Origin of the sequence: Corynebacterium sp. HMSC05E07 (genome assembly GCF_001807225.1) — a bacterium.
Classification (GTDB): domain Bacteria; phylum Actinomycetota; class Actinomycetes; order Mycobacteriales; family Mycobacteriaceae; genus Corynebacterium; species Corynebacterium singulare.
The window spans coordinates 42,570-59,657 of sequence record NZ_KV788240.1; the positions used below are offsets into that span (position 1 = coordinate 42,570).

Annotated in this window: 14 protein-coding genes; 8 read left to right on the forward strand and 6 right to left on the reverse strand. The window is 61.6% G+C overall.

Features of this window, described 5'->3' with window-relative positions:
* Nucleotides 1–40 precede the first annotated feature (40 nt).
* Nucleotides 41–901: an HhH-GPD family protein gene (locus HMPREF3149_RS07595; RefSeq protein WP_070537330.1), complete on the forward strand. Its 861-nt coding sequence runs from the start codon at nucleotides 41–43 to the stop codon at nucleotides 899–901.
* On the opposite strand, the gene HMPREF3149_RS07600 is transcribed toward HMPREF3149_RS07595, so the two are convergent.
* Both HMPREF3149_RS07600 and HMPREF3149_RS07605 read right to left on the reverse strand, forming a co-directional pair.
* Nucleotides 858–2,183, reverse strand: a complete 1,326-nt coding sequence (locus tag HMPREF3149_RS07600; protein WP_070537331.1) for a threonine/serine exporter family protein — start codon at nucleotides 2,181–2,183, stop codon at nucleotides 858–860. The two genes, HMPREF3149_RS07595 and HMPREF3149_RS07600, sit on opposite strands and share 44 nt — an antisense overlap.
* Nucleotides 2,183–2,353, reverse strand: coding sequence for a DUF4236 domain-containing protein (locus HMPREF3149_RS07605; RefSeq protein WP_082013969.1), 171 nt, complete (start codon nucleotides 2,351–2,353; stop codon nucleotides 2,183–2,185). The genes HMPREF3149_RS07600 and HMPREF3149_RS07605 overlap by 1 nt, the downstream gene beginning before the upstream one ends.
* A gap of 61 nt (nucleotides 2,354–2,414) precedes the next feature.
* Here HMPREF3149_RS07605 and HMPREF3149_RS07610 point away from each other — a divergent pair, with 61 nt between their 5' ends.
* Nucleotides 2,415–3,611 carry a lipase family protein gene (locus HMPREF3149_RS07610; RefSeq protein WP_246819967.1) on the forward strand — a complete coding sequence of 399 codons (1,197 nt, stop codon included), beginning with the start codon at nucleotides 2,415–2,417 and terminating at the stop codon, nucleotides 3,609–3,611.
* Between the two features lie 110 nt (nucleotides 3,612–3,721).
* Nucleotides 3,722–4,612: a cation diffusion facilitator family transporter gene (locus tag HMPREF3149_RS07615; protein ID WP_070537333.1), complete on the forward strand. Its 891-nt coding sequence runs from the start codon at nucleotides 3,722–3,724 to the stop codon at nucleotides 4,610–4,612.
* Between the two features lie 132 nt (nucleotides 4,613–4,744).
* Here HMPREF3149_RS07615 and HMPREF3149_RS07620 read toward each other — a convergent pair whose 3' ends face one another.
* Nucleotides 4,745–7,507 (reverse strand): ATP-dependent Clp protease ATP-binding subunit, encoded by a 2,763-nt coding sequence (locus tag HMPREF3149_RS07620; protein ID WP_070537334.1) that lies wholly within the window; start codon nucleotides 7,505–7,507, stop codon nucleotides 4,745–4,747.
* A gap of 443 nt (nucleotides 7,508–7,950) precedes the next feature.
* On the opposite strand from HMPREF3149_RS07620, the gene HMPREF3149_RS07625 reads away from it, so the two are divergent.
* From HMPREF3149_RS07625 to HMPREF3149_RS07640, 4 genes are all read left to right on the forward strand, one after another.
* On the forward strand, nucleotides 7,951–8,649 hold the full coding sequence (locus HMPREF3149_RS07625; protein WP_070537335.1) for a hypothetical protein: 699 nt from the start codon (nucleotides 7,951–7,953) through the stop codon (nucleotides 8,647–8,649).
* 103 nt (nucleotides 8,650–8,752) lie between these two features.
* Nucleotides 8,753–9,412 (forward strand): hypothetical protein, encoded by a 660-nt coding sequence (locus tag HMPREF3149_RS07630; protein ID WP_070537336.1) that lies wholly within the window; start codon nucleotides 8,753–8,755, stop codon nucleotides 9,410–9,412.
* Nucleotides 9,413–9,414: 2 nt separating this feature from the next.
* Nucleotides 9,415–10,935 carry a serine/threonine-protein kinase gene (locus HMPREF3149_RS07635; RefSeq protein WP_070537337.1) on the forward strand — a complete coding sequence of 507 codons (1,521 nt, stop codon included), beginning with the start codon at nucleotides 9,415–9,417 and terminating at the stop codon, nucleotides 10,933–10,935.
* An 87-nt stretch (nucleotides 10,936–11,022) separates the two neighbouring features.
* Nucleotides 11,023–12,201, forward strand: a complete 1,179-nt coding sequence (locus HMPREF3149_RS07640) for a serine/threonine-protein kinase (protein ID WP_070537338.1) — start codon at nucleotides 11,023–11,025, stop codon at nucleotides 12,199–12,201.
* Between the two features lie 23 nt (nucleotides 12,202–12,224).
* Here the strand turns inward: HMPREF3149_RS07640 and HMPREF3149_RS07645 are convergent, their stop codons facing one another.
* Nucleotides 12,225–13,625, reverse strand: a complete 1,401-nt coding sequence (locus tag HMPREF3149_RS07645) for an MDR family MFS transporter (protein ID WP_070537339.1) — start codon at nucleotides 13,623–13,625, stop codon at nucleotides 12,225–12,227.
* Between the two features lie 203 nt (nucleotides 13,626–13,828).
* On the opposite strand from HMPREF3149_RS07645, the gene HMPREF3149_RS07650 reads away from it, so the two are divergent.
* Nucleotides 13,829–14,170: a hypothetical protein gene (locus tag HMPREF3149_RS07650; RefSeq protein WP_070537340.1), complete on the forward strand. Its 342-nt coding sequence runs from the start codon at nucleotides 13,829–13,831 to the stop codon at nucleotides 14,168–14,170.
* A 4-nt stretch (nucleotides 14,171–14,174) separates the two neighbouring features.
* Here the strand turns inward: HMPREF3149_RS07650 and HMPREF3149_RS07655 are convergent, their stop codons facing one another.
* Together HMPREF3149_RS07655 and lysS are read right to left on the reverse strand one after the other, a co-directional pair.
* On the reverse strand, nucleotides 14,175–15,110 hold the full coding sequence (locus tag HMPREF3149_RS07655) for a hypothetical protein (protein WP_070537341.1): 936 nt from the start codon (nucleotides 15,108–15,110) through the stop codon (nucleotides 14,175–14,177).
* A gap of 251 nt (nucleotides 15,111–15,361) precedes the next feature.
* Complete coding sequence (gene lysS, locus HMPREF3149_RS07660) at nucleotides 15,362–16,936, reverse strand: lysine--tRNA ligase (RefSeq protein ID WP_070537342.1); 1,575 nt, start codon at nucleotides 16,934–16,936, stop codon at nucleotides 15,362–15,364.
* Nucleotides 16,937–17,088: the final 152 nt, after the last annotated feature.

The window sequence follows — 17,088 nt, forward strand, 5'->3', positions numbered from 1 at the left end:
ATTCACACTCTAGTCCCATCGCCCCTACACTGAGGTGTTTATGGATACCCAAGCTGTACTGGAGTGGTTCGACGCCGTTGAGCGCCCCCTGCCCTGGCGTGAGCCCGGAACCTCGGCGTGGGGCGTGCTGCTCAGCGAGGTCATGAGTCAGCAAACCCCGGTCGCGCGCGTGGCCCCGCAGTGGAAGGAGTGGATGGAGCGCTGGCCCACGCCTCAGGACTTGGCTGGGGCCTCCAAATCGGAGGTCCTGCGCGCGTGGGGCAAGTTGGGTTATCCGCGGCGCGCGTTGCGGCTGTGGGAATGCGCGAAGGAGATTGGCGCGGGGGAGGTTCCGGGGGACGTCGACAAGCTCTTGGCCCTGCCGGGCATTGGTGAGTACACCGCGCGGGCGGTGGCGGCGTTTCATTTTGGGCGCAATGTGCCGGTGGTGGACACCAATGTGCGGCGCGTCTATGCCCGCGCTGTGGACGGCCGATTCTTGGCGCCAGCGCCGTCGAAACGCGAGTTGAAGCAGGTGGAGGCGCTTCTTCCGGAGAAGAATGGGCCGCGTTTTTCGGCCGCGCTCATGGAGCTCGGCGCACTGGTGTGCACCGCCAAGAACCCGGAGTGCGCCGCATGCCCCATCAAGGCGACCTGCGCATGGCAGCTAGCGGGCTGTCCAGAACCCAGCGAGGAAGAAGCCGCGCGGGCTAAAAAGCGCGTGCAAAAGTTCACCGGTACGGACCGTCAGGTGCGAGGGCTGCTTCTCGACGTCCTCCGCGCCTCACCCACCCCCGTTCCCCAGTCCGATTTGGACGCGGTGTGGGAGGACGCGGCCCAGCGTGCCCGTGCGCTTGGCTCTCTGTTAGAGGATGGCCTTATGGAGCAGAACGAGGAGGGGCTGTTCCACCTACCGCACTAGGGCCATGAGAAAAGTCGATGAGTCGGCCCATAGTCCAGTCGCGGTCGGTGAGCATGCGGGCGAGGACAAGGCCGCAGCCAATCGCCGCGACGGCCATCGAGGCGATGGCAAGGTTATTCAGAGCCTGGTCTATGTTGCCCACATTGAGGTGATAGACGGTGCGGAACATGGATGTTCCCGGGATCATGATGACGGATGCTGGCACCGTCGTGGTGATGCGCGGCAAGTGTGCGCCCTTAGAAGCCACCGCACCCAATAGGCCCACGATGAGGCCACCGATGAAGGCGCCCACGTAGTTGGTCGCTCCCCAACTGATGAGGAGCAGGCGCACGATGTTGGCCACCGTGCCCACCGACGCCGCCACCAGCACCATCCGCCGCGAGGAGTTAAACAAGAAGGCGAAGCCCGAAATACCCAGGAAACTTGCCACGGCTGCGGCAACATACCACTCGGGATCAGGGCTTGGGATTCCCGGTTCTGGGGTCAGTTCCGTTGTCCAGCTCACCAGCGCCACGGTGAAAGTAGCAGCTGTAATGACAGTTAACGCATAGGCCAGGCGGGTCAATCCTGCACCGAAATCGAAGCGCGCGAGGTCAATGAGCGCAGAGAACAGTGGGAAGCCGGGAATGAGGAACAGCACCGCCGCAACATAACCGGAGGAAAAATCGGCGGGGTTCGCGATGTCCGTGGCGGCAACCGCCTTGGTGGTGAAGAAATATACGAGGCTCGCTACCGTTCCGCCCGCCACAATGCAGCCCAGCTGGTGCACGTGTTTGTGGTGCAGTGAGGCGCGGGTCAACTGACCGCAGAAGGCCGCTAGGGCGACGAGGAAAACCGCATAGACGGTGAAGTAATTGAGCACGGCAAACGATGCACAGGCAACTGCCGCCGCGCAGGCTAGCAACCAGCGGTTCCACCGTTTGATCACGGTGGACTCGATGGCATCCAGCATTGCGCTGAGCTCTTCAGCAGTAATCCCTGAATACAGGCGGTTGTGCGTAAGGTCCTCAAGGGCCTCGATGCGTGAGGCATCGACAGCCGGGGAGTGCTGCTGAGCCACCACGGTACGAAAGTCGCGGCCGCGGTGAAAGGTGCACGTGATTTGGGTGACGCCAACGTCAGCATCAAGCCGGTCGAAGCCCAGCGCGCGGGCAGCACGTTTCATGCCGCGCAGCACACGATAGCCCGACGTGCCCGCCCCCATGAGCATCATGCCCAAACGCAGGACGACGTCAGCCTCATACCCCATCCGGATATAGTCGGTGCTGGGGTGGGAACTCATTAGCGCCAGCGCCCCCGGAAGTTGAGGCCACCGGGAAGGTTGACCCACATGCCGCCGCGGGAGTTAAACGTCACTGGACCGACTTTCGTCGACATCGAAGCACCAGAGCCAGAGACGTTAATCCAGCTATTCTTGCCGGTCTTCTTCCGCTTGCGATAGTAAATTCCCATGCCGCATAGCATAGCGCGGATGCGCAGCATCGCCGTAAGGGTTACTCTCAACCTCGTGAGAATGAAATCCTTGATGGCGGTTGTGTTCACCGCCGCTAGCATCGCTATCGCCGCCCCTGCAGCCCAGGCGGCTCCACCGGGCAGCGTACACGCGGACGCTACGGAAGAGCTACCGGGCGTCACCGCAACGACGATCTCCTATGCCTCCACTCTCATGAACGGCTCCCCTACCACGGTCACCGGTATGGTTCTTGAGCCGAAGGCTCCGTGGAATGGGCCGGGTGAACGCCCCACCGTCGTGTATGCGCCAGGCACCCGCGGTGCTGGTGACCACTGCGCGCCGTCACGTGTGCGCGCCGGCACCGACGGTAGCCGCTTTGACCAGGGCTACGAGGCCGCGGCCGGGCGCGTGTACGAGTACGCCACGACCCAGGGCGTACGCGTTGTGGTTACGGATTACATCGGGCTCGGCACCCCGGGCCACCACTCCTATGTCAACAACGTTGAAGAGGCCCACGCCGTTCTTGACGCCGCCCGCGCAGGTCTCAAGCTCGCCGGCGCACCTGCTACCGCACCTGTCGGCTTCGCCGGTTATTCCCAAGGCGGCGGCGCAGCGGCCGCCGCCGGCGAATACGCGGCCACCTACGCCCCCGAGCTCAACGTCAAGGGCTCATTCGCGGGCGCTCCGCCAGCAGACCTCTTCGAGGTGATGAATGCCGTCGATGGCTCTGCCCTTGTCCACGTCTTGGGCTATGCCATCAACGGTTTTGCAGCACGCAGCACAGCCTTTTCCCACGAGATCATCGACGAGTTAAACCCACGCGGCCGTGAGTTCCTCACTGATGCCGAGACCTTCTGCATCCGCGAGTCCATGTCCACCTGGGGAAATATCCGCACCAGCGAACTCACGGAAAGCGGCGAAACTTTCGCTGAACTGCTGCGCCGCAAGCCGGCGGCCTCACGCATGATGCGCGAGCAACGCTTGGGCCAACATGCACTCAATGCCCCGATGCTGGTCATGAATTCCCCCACCGATGACATCATTCCCTACCAGCAGGCACGAACCATGGCCCGCGATTTCTGTGCGGCTGGCGGCACCGTCCAGTTTGAGAATGCCCGCGCCGTCAACGTGCGTCCTGGTTCCGGCACTAACCACGCCGCACCAATGGTTCGTTCGCTTCTGCACGGCACGAATTATCTCATCGACCGCTTCCGCGACGTGCCCGCCCCATCGAACTGCCAGCCTGCTGAATCCTAGACACGCCCCAGGACTCACACAAAGAACCTGACGTGGAGTCGCCGGCTGCGCCCGCCGTCAACCTTTTTCATTTGATTGTCAATAAGCATCAGTGGTGATAGGCTGAGTGCATGGCACACGAGCACCACGATCACGATCACTCCAGCACGCCGCTGCGCGCGCTCCTCATTGCGCTCAGCATTACCGGCACCGTTTTCTTCGCCGAGCTGATCGGCGGCTGGTTGGCGGGTTCAATGGCGTTGATGGCGGATGCTATGCACATGCTTTCTGACGCCACTGGGTTAATCATTGCGGTGCTAGCAGTGTTGGTGGGGCGTCGCCAAGCATCAGCCCAGGCTACCTACGGCTACCGGCGGGTGGAGGTGCTTGCGGCGCTGGCGAACGCGGTAATGGTGCTGGTGATCTCGGTGTGGATTGTCGTCGAGGCGGTTCGCCGACTGCAGAGCCCGGCCGAAGTACAGGGAAAAACGATGCTGATCATCGCGGTGATCGGCCTGGTAGCGAATGCGCTATCGGCGTGGGTGCTGCACCGCCACCGCGAATCCTCGATCAACGTGGAGGGCGCGTTCTTACACGTGCTGGTCGATATGCTCGGCTCGGTGGCAGTGATCGTGGCGGGCATCGTGGTGCTGACCACCGGGTTCGTGGCTGCGGACGTGATCGCCTCGCTGGTCATTGCGGCGATGGTGCTGCCGCGCGCATGGCAACTCATGCGACTGTCGGCGAGCGTGCTGCTCGAGCAGGTTCCGGCGGGCTTCGACGCCAGCGCGATCGAGCCCGCGCTGCGGCAGGTCGAGGGCGTTGCCGACATCCACGACCTACACCTGTGGAGCCTGGATGGCGTAAGCGTGCTCACGACCGTGCACATCGTGCGTGACGGCACCGTCGACACCGGCCCGCTGTTGGATGCCGCCCAGCACGCCCTGCGCGAACTTGGAATCGAGCACTCCACCATCCAGATTGAGCACCCGGAGCACGAATCGCATGAGACGGTGTGCTGATTCCTTTTCAGCGGTGGGCATCCCGCCCACCGTGAAGGTCACGCAAAACAAACCCCGAACCGCACGTGGTTTCACACGCATGCGGTTCGGGGCTAGTCCTCATGGGCCCAGTGGCTGGGCCAGAGTCAGCGCTTAGAGCGGCTGACCGGCGCCAGCGCCTGCCGGCGGCGGGTTGCCGTCATCGCCATCATCGTTGTGGGACTCGTCAGCGGAATCGCTGCCAGACTCCCCGAGGACATCCGGGGTGATGGTATCCGGCTCATCCGAGGAGGCTTCCTCATCAGCCTCGCGCACGGCGGTGTCCTCCAGGTCCTCGAGTTCCTCATCGAAGGTGCCTTCCGGCAGCGGACGCGGGCGCGGGGTGAAGGTGAACTTCGCCGCAGAGTTGTCCTTGGACTCGCCGTCCCAGCCCTCAACGTCCACGGTGATGATTTCACCGGCACCGATTTCGCCGTAGAGGATCTTCTCAGAGAGCTGATCCTCAATCTCGCGCTGAATGGTGCGGCGCAGCGGACGTGCACCGAGGACCGGGTCGAAGCCACGCTTGGCCAGCAGATCCTTAGCCTTCTGCGTGAGCTCGATGCCCATGTCACGGTCAGACAGCTGCTTTTCCACGCGGCCGATGAGCAGCTCCACCATCTCCACAATCTGCTCCTGAGTGAGCTGGTGGAAGACCACGATCTCATCGATACGGTTGAGGAACTCAGGGCGGAAGTGCTTCTTTAGCTCATCGTTAACCTTGTTCTTCATGCGCTCGTACTGCGCATCCGAATCGGTCTCGGAAGAGCCGCTGAAGCCCAAGCCCACGGCCTTCGAAATGTCCTGGGTACCCAGGTTCGAGGTGAAGATGAGCACCGTGTTCTTGAAGTCCACGTTGCGACCCTGACCATCGGTCAGGCGGCCATCCTCAAGGACCTGCAGGAGCGTGTTGTAAATCTCCTTGTGGGCCTTCTCAATCTCGTCGAACAGGACGACGGAGAACGGCTTGCGGCGGACCTTCTCAGTCAGCTGGCCGCCCTCTTCATAGCCAACGTATCCCGGAGGGGCACCGAAGAGACGGGAGGCGGTGAAGCGGTCGTGGAACTCACCCATATCGATCTGGATGAGGTCATCATCCGAACCGAAGAGGAAGTTAGCCAGGGACTTCGATAGCTCCGTCTTACCCACACCAGACGGGCCGGCGAAGATGAAGGAACCAGACGGGCGGCGCGGATCCTTCAGACCTGCACGGGTGCGGCGGATGGCGCGGGAGACGGCCTTGACAGCCTCGTCCTGACCGATGATGCGCTTGTGCAGCTCTTCCTCCATGTTGAGGAGGCGGTTGGATTCCTTCTCGGTGAGTTTGAGCACCGGGATGCCGGTCCAGTGTGCCAGGACCTCAGCAATCTGCTCCTCACCAACCTCGGCGATCTCCTCGAGGTCGCCGGAGCGCCACTGCTTTTCCTTCTCCGCGCGTTCTTCACCGAGCTTGCGCTCCTGGTCACGCAGACCGGCAGCCTTCTCGAAGTCCTGTGCATCGATGGCAGCTTCTTTTTCCTTGCGGACCTCAGCGATGCGGTCATCAACTTCACGCAGGCCCTCCGGAGCCGTCATGCGCTTAATGCGCATACGAGCACCTGCCTCATCGAGGAGGTCCACGGCCTTGTCCGGCAGGAAGCGATCGTTGATGTAGCGGTCCGACAAGGATGCCGCTGCCTTGAGGGCTTCATCAGTGTAGGAGACGCGGTGGTGTGCCTCGTACTTGTCACGCAGACCCTTGAGGATCAGGATGGTGTCATCGAGGGAAGGTTCATCAACCTTGACCGGCTGGAAACGGCGCTCGAGGGCGGCATCCTTCTCAATGTGCTTGCGGTACTCATCCAGGGTGGTGGCACCGATGGTCTGCAGCTCACCGCGGGCAAGCTTCGGCTTCAGCAGGGACGCGGCATCAATGGCACCCTCGGCAGCACCAGCACCGACCAGGGTGTGGATCTCATCGATGAAGAGGATGATGTCTCCGCGCTGGTTGATCTCCTTGAGCACCTTCTTCAGGCGCTCCTCAAAGTCACCTCGGTAGCGGGAGCCGGCGACGAGGGAACCCAGGTCAAGCGAGTACAGCTGCTTGTCCTTGAGGGTCTCCGGGACCTTGCCATTAACAATGTCGAGAGCCAAGCCCTCAACCACGGCGGTCTTACCCACACCAGGCTCACCGATGAGCACCGGGTTGTTCTTGGTGCGACGGGAGAGCACCTGCATGATGCGCTCAATCTCGGAATCACGGCCGACCACCGGGTCCAGCTTGCCATCCTTGGCAGCCTGGGTGAGATTGCGACCGAACTGGTCCAGAACCAGCGAATTGGAACGCTCGCCGGAGCCACCAGAACCACCGCGGCCACCCTGTCCAGCGCCGGCACCAGCACCGGCTCCCACCGGGCCGGGGCCGCCCTGGGACTGGCCACCGCCTTCGCCTTCACCACCCTCATAACCGGACAGTAGCTGGATAACCTGCTGACGCACGCGCGGCAGGTCAGCGCCCAGCTTGGTCAGGACCTGGGCGGCCACGCCATCGCCCTCACGGATGAGGCCGAGAAGCAGGAACTCGGTGCCAATGTACTTGTGCCCCATCTGCAGACCCTCACGCAAGGAGAGCTCAAGGACCTTCTTGGCGCGCGGGGTAAACGGGATGTGACCAGTGTGCGGCTGGGAGCCCTGGCCGATGATCTCTTCCACCTCACGGCGGACGTCCTCCAGCGAGATGCCCATGGACTCCAGGGCCTTGGCAGCAACGCCCTCACCCTCATGGATAAGCCCCAGGAGGATGTGCTCGGTGCCGATGTAATTGTGGTTGAGCATGCGTGCTTCTTCCTGCGCCAACACGATGACGCGGCGAGCACGGTCAGTAAACCTCTCGAACATGACCTCTTACCTTTCGCTGTTAATGTGTCATCCACTCTAACGCGCGGGGCCGACACTCCATTCACGATTTTCGGCAACATCCCACCCCAACCCTCATTTTCCCAGCTCACGGCACTGTACGCCGGTAGCGAACAGGAGTGAAAGGGCGTCGCCTCATAGAGACGGCTTCCGGGGGATTTCTCCCTAGAGCTAGGAGAATCGCCCGCGAGCTTGCTACTATCGTCGATGCTGGTTCGGGAAGCGGTGTGGAGCTTGTTTCCCGTTCCTCTTTCCTTATCACTCACGCCCTATCACTCACGGCGTCGCCCCTTTCCCTCGACCGAGTCTTCACCGTTTGTTTCTTTTCGCATAAGGAACTCTCTCGTGGACGTCTGCGACGCCTCCCACTCAGTGCAGTAAACTACAGTCCTAGTTATCACTGTTCACACGTGAAGGGAGGAGCCATGCCACAGCCTCAGCCACAGCCGCAGCACGGCTCCTTGCTTGTCGACGATTTGATTGGCCACTCGCAGCTTCTTACTGTCAGCGAGTCCGCCACACTGGGCCGACAAGGCGATATCCTGCTCGCCTCCGATGACCCGGCCATGCACCGCACGTTCTTGCAGGTGTGGTCCAACGGCTCGCAGTGGTTCCTGAAGAACATTGGTAGTTTCATCGCCGCCACCATTCAACCGCCGGCTGCCTGCGGCTATGGCCGCACGGTGGTGAGCCCGGGCAGCATCGAGGTTTTGCACCCGGGCACCTCCACCGTGTATTTTTCCACCGCCACGATGAGTTATGAATGCGAGCTCACGGTGATGCAGCCTCTGCGCAGCCCCGAACCCAGCCTGCCGCCAGATGGGCCGTTCACCACGCATGTCTTCGAGCCCAACGAGGAGCAGTGCCTCCTTTTGAAAACTTTGGCCCAACCCCTCGTGGAGAACCCAGCGGCTGAACCCCGCGTTGTTGTGGGCACTCAGCGCGAACTGGCCGAGGCTCTTGGCTGGACGGAGAAAAAGGTTGAGCGCAAGATCCAGACACTGGCTGAAACCTTGCAGAAGCTCGGTGTTCCTCAGTTCCAGCCGGGGCAGAAGATTTCGTGGCGCATTGTGTTAGCCCAGTTTGCGGCGGCACACCCCCAGTATTATGCACACCTTTCATAACAATTCATCTCTATCTTCTTAATTACGCCCTAGCCCCCTGTATGGGGCTGATACTCTTTGTCTGATTCTATTTTCCTCGACTCTGCAAGGATTTATCCGCCCTATGCTCGCCTCGTTCTCCCTGCGCGCTCTAGCCGCACTGGGTCTCTCGCTCGTCACGCTCTCTGCGTGCTCGTCGAGCAAGGACGCTGCTGAGGACGCTCCGAAATTCACGGTGAATGGCACCAGGCAACGTTCAGAGGCGGTGCTGACGGTGGCGGGGGAGGCGTCGGAAAGCGCAGAGCCTACCGGGCTCCACCTGCGCCAAGACAATGGCTCCTACCTCATCACCCCCAAGAGCCCCGGCCCAGGGCCCGTGGACGAAATCGTTGCGAACTACTCCGAACTGGAAGAGTTCGGCTACCGCTCGCTGCGCGCGGAGGTGGACAACACCGGATACGACGGCGCGGTGAGCGGGTCAGCGCCGACCGGCGTGCTGCAGTGGGCAGTCGGCGGTGTCTTCGTGCTCAACGCACAGGCAATGAATCTCAGCAATAATGAAGCAGACTTGGAAAACAACGCCGAATGGCACGTTGCTCTCCTTGACAGCGAGGGACACAACCACCTCGATGAGTCCACGCAAAGCACATTGAGCTGCAATTTCGGCGTATGCACCTTGGCCGCTTCCCTGCTGGAGCCGGGAGAATTTACCGCGGCAATCACCATCCGCCAGGCCGGCTATGAGCCTTTCATCATCCGCCAGCCCATCATCGTGGCGGCCTAGACATGAACTCGCAGCCCACAGCCTCCGGCCTACCTTTGGATCTTGAGCCTGAACTCACCGCCAAGGGTTATTCGCAGTTTCATCAAATCGGTGCGGGCGGAATGGGCACCATTGTTTTTGCCCGCAAGGAGAGCCTTGACCGTGAGGTGGCCATCAAAGTCATTGCCCAGCACGCCGCGGGGGATGATGAGGAAGTAGGGCGGTTCATGTCGGAGATGCGCACCGTTGCGGCGCTGGATCATCCGGCCATCGTGCCGATTTATGATGGCGATGTCACCCCCGGCGGCGTGCCCTACTTCGTCATGAAGTTCCTGCGTGGCCCCAGTTTGGAAGCGCACATTAACCGCCGCATTATGGAAGGCTCCAAGTTCACGGTGGAGCAGACGGTGCGGCTGCTGACCCCTATTGCGCAGGCCCTCGATTATTTGGCGCAGTTGCCCTCCCCGGTCATTCACCGCGATATTAAGCCCGCCAACATCATCGCGGATGATTGTGAGGAACCCGGCGATGTCATGCTTGCGGATTTCGGCATCGCCATTAATGAGGACACCACCCGCATGACCCGGGAGGGCCTTCGGGTAGGCACGGACGCCTACATGGCGCCGGAGCTCTACCCCACGCAGCTGGCCCCGTCACCTCCGCAGCCCACCGCCGCCAGTGACCGCTACTCGCTCGCGCTCATCGTGTTGGAAATGCTCACCTTGGTTAACCTGCGCCGCACAACGAGCCCGCAACAGTGGGCGCATAGCCGCCTCATTCCGGACTTGACTCCGGACAACCTTGCGCCAAGTGACGGCCCCCTCGCCCCCAGCCTCAACTCCTTCTTCGCCACCGCGCTGAACCCCGAGCCACAGAAGCGTTTTGCCAGCTCCACCGAGATGCTCGACGCTCTCGCCACCGTGGCAGGAACCGCCGAACTCGCGCCACCACAGGAGAATGCTCCAGCCCCTCACGACGCCACCGTGCCGGGCTCCGCGGATACGTCGCCTGCTATCGATCCTTCGAACAACGTTGCCTCCCCCGCCCCGGATGCTCGCGACGAGTCTCCTCGCTGGTCTCTACGCCGCAACCACATCATCCTCGCTGCGGTCCTGGCCGGAGTGCTCATGGTCCTTAGCGTGGTCGGTGGCCTCGCACTGCGCGGCGCCGGGTGGGATGCCGAAGAAGACGTCCTCGCTCGAGAATTCCCCCTCATCTTCCCCGAGAATCCCGGCCGTGCACCTTGGCGCAACCTCGACTGCTACTCCGCCGAGCCTGAGGCCGGCCAGCGCGCCCGCATCATCTGTGAGAGCGAGGACCTCACTCTTGTCGGCGCTGACTTTGGCACCGAGGACGACCGCGACACCATTGTGCCGGGGACCGTGGAGGAACTCACCAGCGAAGCCTGCACCGTCACCTCCGCCGAAATCCCCGGGCAGCCCGGAACGTGGGGCGTGTACCCCACCGGGGTGTCCGCACGCTTCGCCTTCGTCATCGCAGGCACAAATGCCAAGGAAGACCGCCTCAGTCTCCCCCTCTGCTAAATGACGTGCTTGGGGGCGACGTGATAGGAGGCGGTGTCCCTTAAACTGAGACCAGTCCACCTCAACGCCAAAGGAATCTCTCCCACCGTGACCACGCTTCCCGAGTTTTTTACATCCCAGCACCAGCTTCGTGAACTAGCCATCCTGGACCAGGGTGCTGGTTCCACGCTCTTCCTCGTTGAGGATCCCTCCAAGGAGCAACTGCTCGTGGAGATCTTCTCTCCCGAGCACCGAGGGGTGCTGCGTAAGGCCAGCGTGGCCGGTCAGCTTGAGCACAGCGCCATCGCGCCCATCGTGGGTACGGGCACGATGAACAATGGGCAGGAATTTTTCGTGCGCCGCTGTCTGCCGGGCGAGCTGCTGGCGGATTTCACCGGCTCTGGGGTTGGTGCACGCCACCTCTCCCGGGAGGAGGCCCTGGCCATCTTCGCGCCGCTGGCGGACGCCGTGGACTTCCTCATCCACCGCAACCGTGCTGCTTATGCCCTGCGGGCGCTGAACCCGCGGCGCATCATTCTGACGGATCACCGCTCCACTGCTTTCTTCGCCACGGTCGGCCCGGCGGGTGCGCAGGAAAGCTCGCGGACGACCGCGGAGGAGGTCATCGCGCGTTGTGCCCAGCTGCTGTCTGCCGCCTACCCAGCCTTCCGCGCCGATGCGGCCTACCCTACTGCCACGGCCATCGTTGAGGCCCTGCGCACCCACAACGCCGCACCTCAGCAGGATATCGCGCAGCCTATAGCCCAACCTGCACCCGAACCAGTACAGCAGGTGGTCCCGCACTCTGATACGCCGCAGAAGAAGTCCTCCCCCACGCTCCTCCTCGGCCTCGGCGCTGGTGCTGCCGCCTTGGTCATCATCGCAGGCCTCGCGTGGTTCTTCACGGGCCGCGCCGCGTGGTCCGAGGAGGAGCAAGCGCTTGTCGACGCCCACCCGGCCCTCCTCAGCCCTCGCCCCGGCGGCAGCGGCGTTGAAGACACAACGTGCGAATCACGCGAACCCGAAGAATCCCAGACCGCCAAAATCACCTGCTCGGGCGACGGGGTGACGTATTCGGTTGCGGGTTACGGGGACGCCGACAAGCGCGAGGCCGCCGGCCCCACCACAGGCGCGCAGGAACTCTCCAACGGACGTTGCTCCGTACGCAGCTATGACCTGTCCGACGCAGAACCGCTGTTCTACATGGCTGCTGAGGACTCCGCCGAGGCCATCCTGGTATGGGGTGAGGATGCCGAGGAAGCTCGACTACGCCTGCCTATCTGTTAGTCACGCGCAATCAATTCACGCGGTTAATCCACGCGCTTGAGCAGCGGGGACAGCACCGCAATTGCGATACCTGCGATCCCAGCGAAGAGGAAGGCCCAGTGCGTTCCCTGGGCTGTGGCAGCGGCGGCATTCATTCCGGCTTCCGCGCCCGCAACCGTGCCGCGAGTAAGGAAGACCACGAGGAAGGCCGTGCCCATCGCACCGGCTAATTGCTGGAAAGTGTTCATGATGGCCGAACCGTGCGAGTAGAGTTTCTCCGGCAGCGAGGACAGCGCGGTCGTCATGAGCGGTGTCATCATCAGGCACATGCCCAGGGAAAAGAGCACGTGCATGCCCACGACCATCCACAGCGTTGAGGACTCTCCCAACGTCGCCATGAGCCAGAGGCTCACCACCATGAACAGCGAGCCTGGAATCGTGAGCGGACGCGGTCCATAGGAGTCAAAGACCCGGCCCACAATCGGCGACAAGAAGGCCTGAATGATGCCACCTGGCATGACCGCAAGCCCGGTGGCGAACGCCGTGGCTCCCAGCGTGGTCTGCAGGTATATCGGCAGGACGGTGACCATACCGAGCATGAGGCCGAAGGAAATAAGCAGGATGATAACGGCCAGCGTGAAGTTGCGGATCCGGAAGGGACGCAGATCCATAAGCGCACGGTCATCGAGTGAGAGACGCTGCTGGCGCCGAATAAACACGATGAGCGCCACAACGCCCACAAGGCTTATGAGGATCTCGGTCCATGCGCCACCCGTGAGCATCTTCTCAATCGACGACAGACCGTAAACCAGGCCGCCGAAGGCAAAAGCCGACAAGACCACTGAAACCCCATCGAGCGGCACATCCCGGCTCTCCCCTACGTTGGTGAGGCGCCACAGGCCTGCCAGCAGGATGAGCGCCATGAGGGGAACCATGGCCCAGAAGATGACATGCCAGGTAAAGCGGTTAAGAATCGCGCCACCGACCGTGGGCCCCAGCGCTGGCGCCACCGAGATCACAACGGAGATAATTCCCATCACTGTGCCACGGCGCTGCGCCGGCACCAGGGTCATGGCCACGGTCATGAGCGTGGGAATCATGAGCGCGGTACCACCCGCCTGAAGCACACGGCCACCCAACAGGATGAGGAAATTCGGTGCCAGCGCCGCCACCACCGTTCCGGCGAGGAAAAGTCCCGTCGAGACCAGGAAAATCTGGCGTGTGCTGAGCCTTTCGATGAGGAAACCGGTCGTAGGAATCACCACGGCCATGGTCAGCATAAAGCCGGTAAGCAGCCACTGCGCACTGGTAGCGGGGATGCCAAAATCCGCCATGATCGTCGGCAACGCCACCGACAGTGACGTCTCATTGAGAATCATGACCATGGCACCCAAGACGAGGATGCTGAGATTAATGATGACCTTGGCGGGGATCTCGGCGGACATGCGGCCAGCAACACCTTTCCACAAACACGAAGCTCGCCAGAGCGGCGAGCATGCAGGAGAGCCAGCGTACTCCTCACTGTGCAGCGTTTCCACACAAACCGCTAAGACTGCGTTTCGGGTGACACTCCCCAAAATCTCAGCGGACGGAACGGGGAAGGTGGCAGGGTGGGCACCATCATGCCCGCTAGAGAAAGGCCCATCGCATGCAGCGGGAGCTCCTCCTCACCAGCCCTGCCGGCGACAGTACGGTCGTGCGTCCGGGCGAGCAGCTCGTGGCGGGCCGTGCGGGCGACTTTCCTCTCGCTCCCGATGATGCCGCCATGCACCGCCATTTCCTCCGCTTCTGGCAGCAGGAGGACAATTGGATGGTGAGCAACGTGGGCAGCTTCCTCGCGGCGGAGCTCTCGTCACCGTGTATCCGCACCCATGGGCCAATTCGGCTCGTTCCGCACAGCACCGCCGCCATCCCTGAAGGCACCTCGATGCTGTGCTTTACGACGCCCAGTGGTTCCTACGAACTCACGGTGACGCGCAGCCAGTTTTAGTTGTTTAACTCCGCGCTGAGATTAGTTCGCGCGCATTCGAATCGAGGACTACGACCGAACCGGCATCCTCAATGCTGCAGTGCAGCCAGCGGTATTCTGGCTTGTCGGGCCAGCCGGAATCCGCGTTATACGAGCAGCTGAAGTCGTCTTCCATGAGGTAACCGCGGCTGCCGCCTTCCATCGGTGCGAAATCATAATTCTTGTAGTAATCAACAACTTCCATCGCCCTCTTACAGTCCGTACCGTGCTCTTGTGCATAGACGTACTCGCCATTGCCTACATCACCACAGATGGTTCCGGTGATAGAGCGACCTGCCGAATCCGGCTTCGGTGGAAACGTATCCGAGTAATACTGGCCCTGGTCCTTAACCGTGAAGTAATGACCGTCCATCTTCACCGTGAACTCATCGGCGCTCGTGGCTTCAAAGGTCACACCACTCATGGTGACTATGCTACCCACCTCAAGCGTTGTGGGAGCAGCGTTATCACCGCCCAGCGTCATGGTGGGATAGAAGCCTTTGTCTTCATCGAAGTTGACGGCGTTGGACAGCCAGCCTGGCTGGCCGGTTGCTGGGTACAAAGGCGGATCAGCAAACAGAACGTTACACCCGAGCATTCCCCCAGCTTCAGTAACCGTGCAGGCAACGCGGTCATCCGGACTACTGATTCCATAGACTTTTGAGGTCGCATGACCCAGGTTGGTCGCAATGAACGCTTCTTTGTCTCGCTCCTGCAGCCCTGGGTCTTCTTTCTCTTTTTCCTGAGAGGTCGTCGGTGACGGACTCTCCTCCGACGACTCAGTGGCGTCGGAGGACGGGGAGGCTGCAGTGGAGGTCTGGTGGAATTGGGGCTCATCGCTGGCAGTGTCGTCAGGAGAAGAGCAGGACGCCGCCGTGCAGGCGATCATCGCAATGGAGAGGATAGGGAGAAACTTCTTCATACCTGAATCGTTCCACGATTCCGGCCTCCATGCAGCACATCGACGCATTTTCCCTGTCCTGGGCTGCCGGGATGTACATACCTGACAAATCAGGTCTGACAACCGGCGGCTGCTGTGAGGTCTTCGTTGATCGGAACAAATATAGCCCCAGACTCTCACCACATGAAGCACCCGAAACCACAGGCCGTGGGCATGAGAAAGCCCGCGCAGCCAGGATGGCGGCGTGCGCGGGCTGTGTTGATCGAGTGGGTTTAGGCTTCCGGCTTCACAATCGGGAAGAGAACGGTCTCACGGATACCCAGGCCGGTCAGGGCCATGAGCAGACGGTCAACGCCCATACCGGTGCCGGCCGTCGGCGGCATGCCCTGTTCCATGGCAGCGAGGAAGTCCTCATCCAAAACCATGGCTTCCTCATCGCCACCGGCCGCCAGGCGAGCCTGATCCTCGAAGCGCTCGCGCTGGATGACCGGGTCAACCAACTCTGAGTAGCCGGTGGCCAGCTCGAAGCCGCGGACATAAAGATCCCATTTCTCGGTCACACCCGGCTCGGAACGGTGCTGGCGGGTCAGCGGGGAGGTTTCAACCGGGAAGTTCTTCACAAAGATGGGGCCCTCGAGCTGATCCTCACAGAGAACCTCCCAGATTTCCTCAACAAGCTTGCCGTGGCCCCAGCCACCGTTCTTCGGAACGTCGAGACCAATGACGTCTGCGATGCCCTTAAGCGTGTCCACATCGGTATCGATGGTGACCTCAGGCTGGCCCGGGAACTTGCGCTGCAGAGCCTCATTGAGGGAGGGGTACATCTCAATCTCCGGCCACTCTTCGCCGCCGAAGTCGTACTCAGTGCCGTCGGCCAAGGTGACGGTGGTGGATCCAAAGACGGCGCGAGCAACGGCCTGGATGGACTCGCGGGTGGTGCGAGCACAGTCGTTGTAATCGCCCCATGCCGCGTAGGTCTCCAGCATGGCGAACTCCGGGGAGTGCGAACGGTCGACGCCCTCGTTGCGGAAGTTGCGGTTGATCTCAAAAACGCGGTCGATGCCGCCGACAACGGCGCGCTTGAGGAACAGCTCCGGTGCGATGCGCAAGTACAAGTCAATGTCCAGAGCATTGGAGTGCGTCACAAACGGGCGGGCAGCGGCACCACCGTGGATGGTCTGCAGCATCGGGGTTTCGATCTCCACGAAGCCTTCGCCTTCCAGGTAATTACGCAGGGCACGCATAACCTTCACGCGGGTCATGGCGTTCTTGCGAGCTTCCTCTCGCACAATGAGATCGTTGTAGCGCTGGCGAACGCGCGTTTCCTCGTTCATGTCCGCGAAAGACACCGGCAGCGGACGCAGGGACTTAGCAGCCATGGTCCACTGCGATGCCATGACCGAAAGCTCGCCGCGGCGAGACGCAATGACGCGTCCGCGCACAGAGATGAAGTCACCCAAGTCAACATCGGACTTCCAGGCAGCAAGGCGCTCCTCACCAACCTCAGCCAGGGAGAGCATCGCCTGCACCTGCGTGCCATCGCCGTCCTGCAAAGTGGCAAAGCACAGCTTGCCGGTGTTGCGCATAAAGATTAGGCGGCCAGCGATGGCAACCTCAACGTCGGTCTCCTCGCCAGCATTGAGATAGGTCACGCCTTCGGCACCGGCGGGTTCTTCGCCTTCGGCAACCACCTGGTACTTCTCACGTAGCTCCTTCATGGAGATCGTGCGGTCAACGGTCACCGGGTAGGCATCGGTGCCGGACTCCAGTAAACGGGCACGCTTTTCGCGGCGAATGCGCAGCTGCTCTGGGACGTCGTTAACTTCAGTATTCTTCTTCTCGCTCACGAATGTCTAGGGTAGCCGATCCCCGCAAGGGGGCGCGATCCTGGTTCACAGAGAGTTCACCCAATAGTCACGGGAGATCAAGAAAACAGCCACCTTTACAGGATTAACTCAGGACGTCCGACGCGACATTTCTGCGCATCTCAATGATTACG

Coding starts and splice junctions, on each gene's coding strand:
- HMPREF3149_RS07595 (WP_070537330.1), top strand. CDS start 41: ATGGATACCCAAGCTGTACTGGAGTGGTTCGACGCCGTTGAGCGCCCC.
- HMPREF3149_RS07600 (WP_070537331.1), bottom strand. CDS start 2,183: ATGAGTTCCCACCCCAGCACCGACTATATCCGGATGGGGTATGAGGCT.
- HMPREF3149_RS07605 (WP_082013969.1), bottom strand. CDS start 2,353: ATGGGAATTTACTATCGCAAGCGGAAGAAGACCGGCAAGAATAGCTGG.
- HMPREF3149_RS07610 (WP_246819967.1), top strand. CDS start 2,415: ATGAAATCCTTGATGGCGGTTGTGTTCACCGCCGCTAGCATCGCTATC.
- HMPREF3149_RS07615 (WP_070537333.1), top strand. CDS start 3,722: ATGGCACACGAGCACCACGATCACGATCACTCCAGCACGCCGCTGCGC.
- HMPREF3149_RS07620 (WP_070537334.1), bottom strand. CDS start 7,507: ATGTTCGAGAGGTTTACTGACCGTGCTCGCCGCGTCATCGTGTTGGCG.
- HMPREF3149_RS07625 (WP_070537335.1), top strand. CDS start 7,951: ATGCCACAGCCTCAGCCACAGCCGCAGCACGGCTCCTTGCTTGTCGAC.
- HMPREF3149_RS07630 (WP_070537336.1), top strand. CDS start 8,753: ATGCTCGCCTCGTTCTCCCTGCGCGCTCTAGCCGCACTGGGTCTCTCG.
- HMPREF3149_RS07635 (WP_070537337.1), top strand. CDS start 9,415: ATGAACTCGCAGCCCACAGCCTCCGGCCTACCTTTGGATCTTGAGCCT.
- HMPREF3149_RS07645 (WP_070537339.1), bottom strand. CDS start 13,625: ATGTCCGCCGAGATCCCCGCCAAGGTCATCATTAATCTCAGCATCCTC.
- HMPREF3149_RS07650 (WP_070537340.1), top strand. CDS start 13,829: ATGCAGCGGGAGCTCCTCCTCACCAGCCCTGCCGGCGACAGTACGGTC.
- HMPREF3149_RS07655 (WP_070537341.1), bottom strand. CDS start 15,110: ATGAAGAAGTTTCTCCCTATCCTCTCCATTGCGATGATCGCCTGCACG.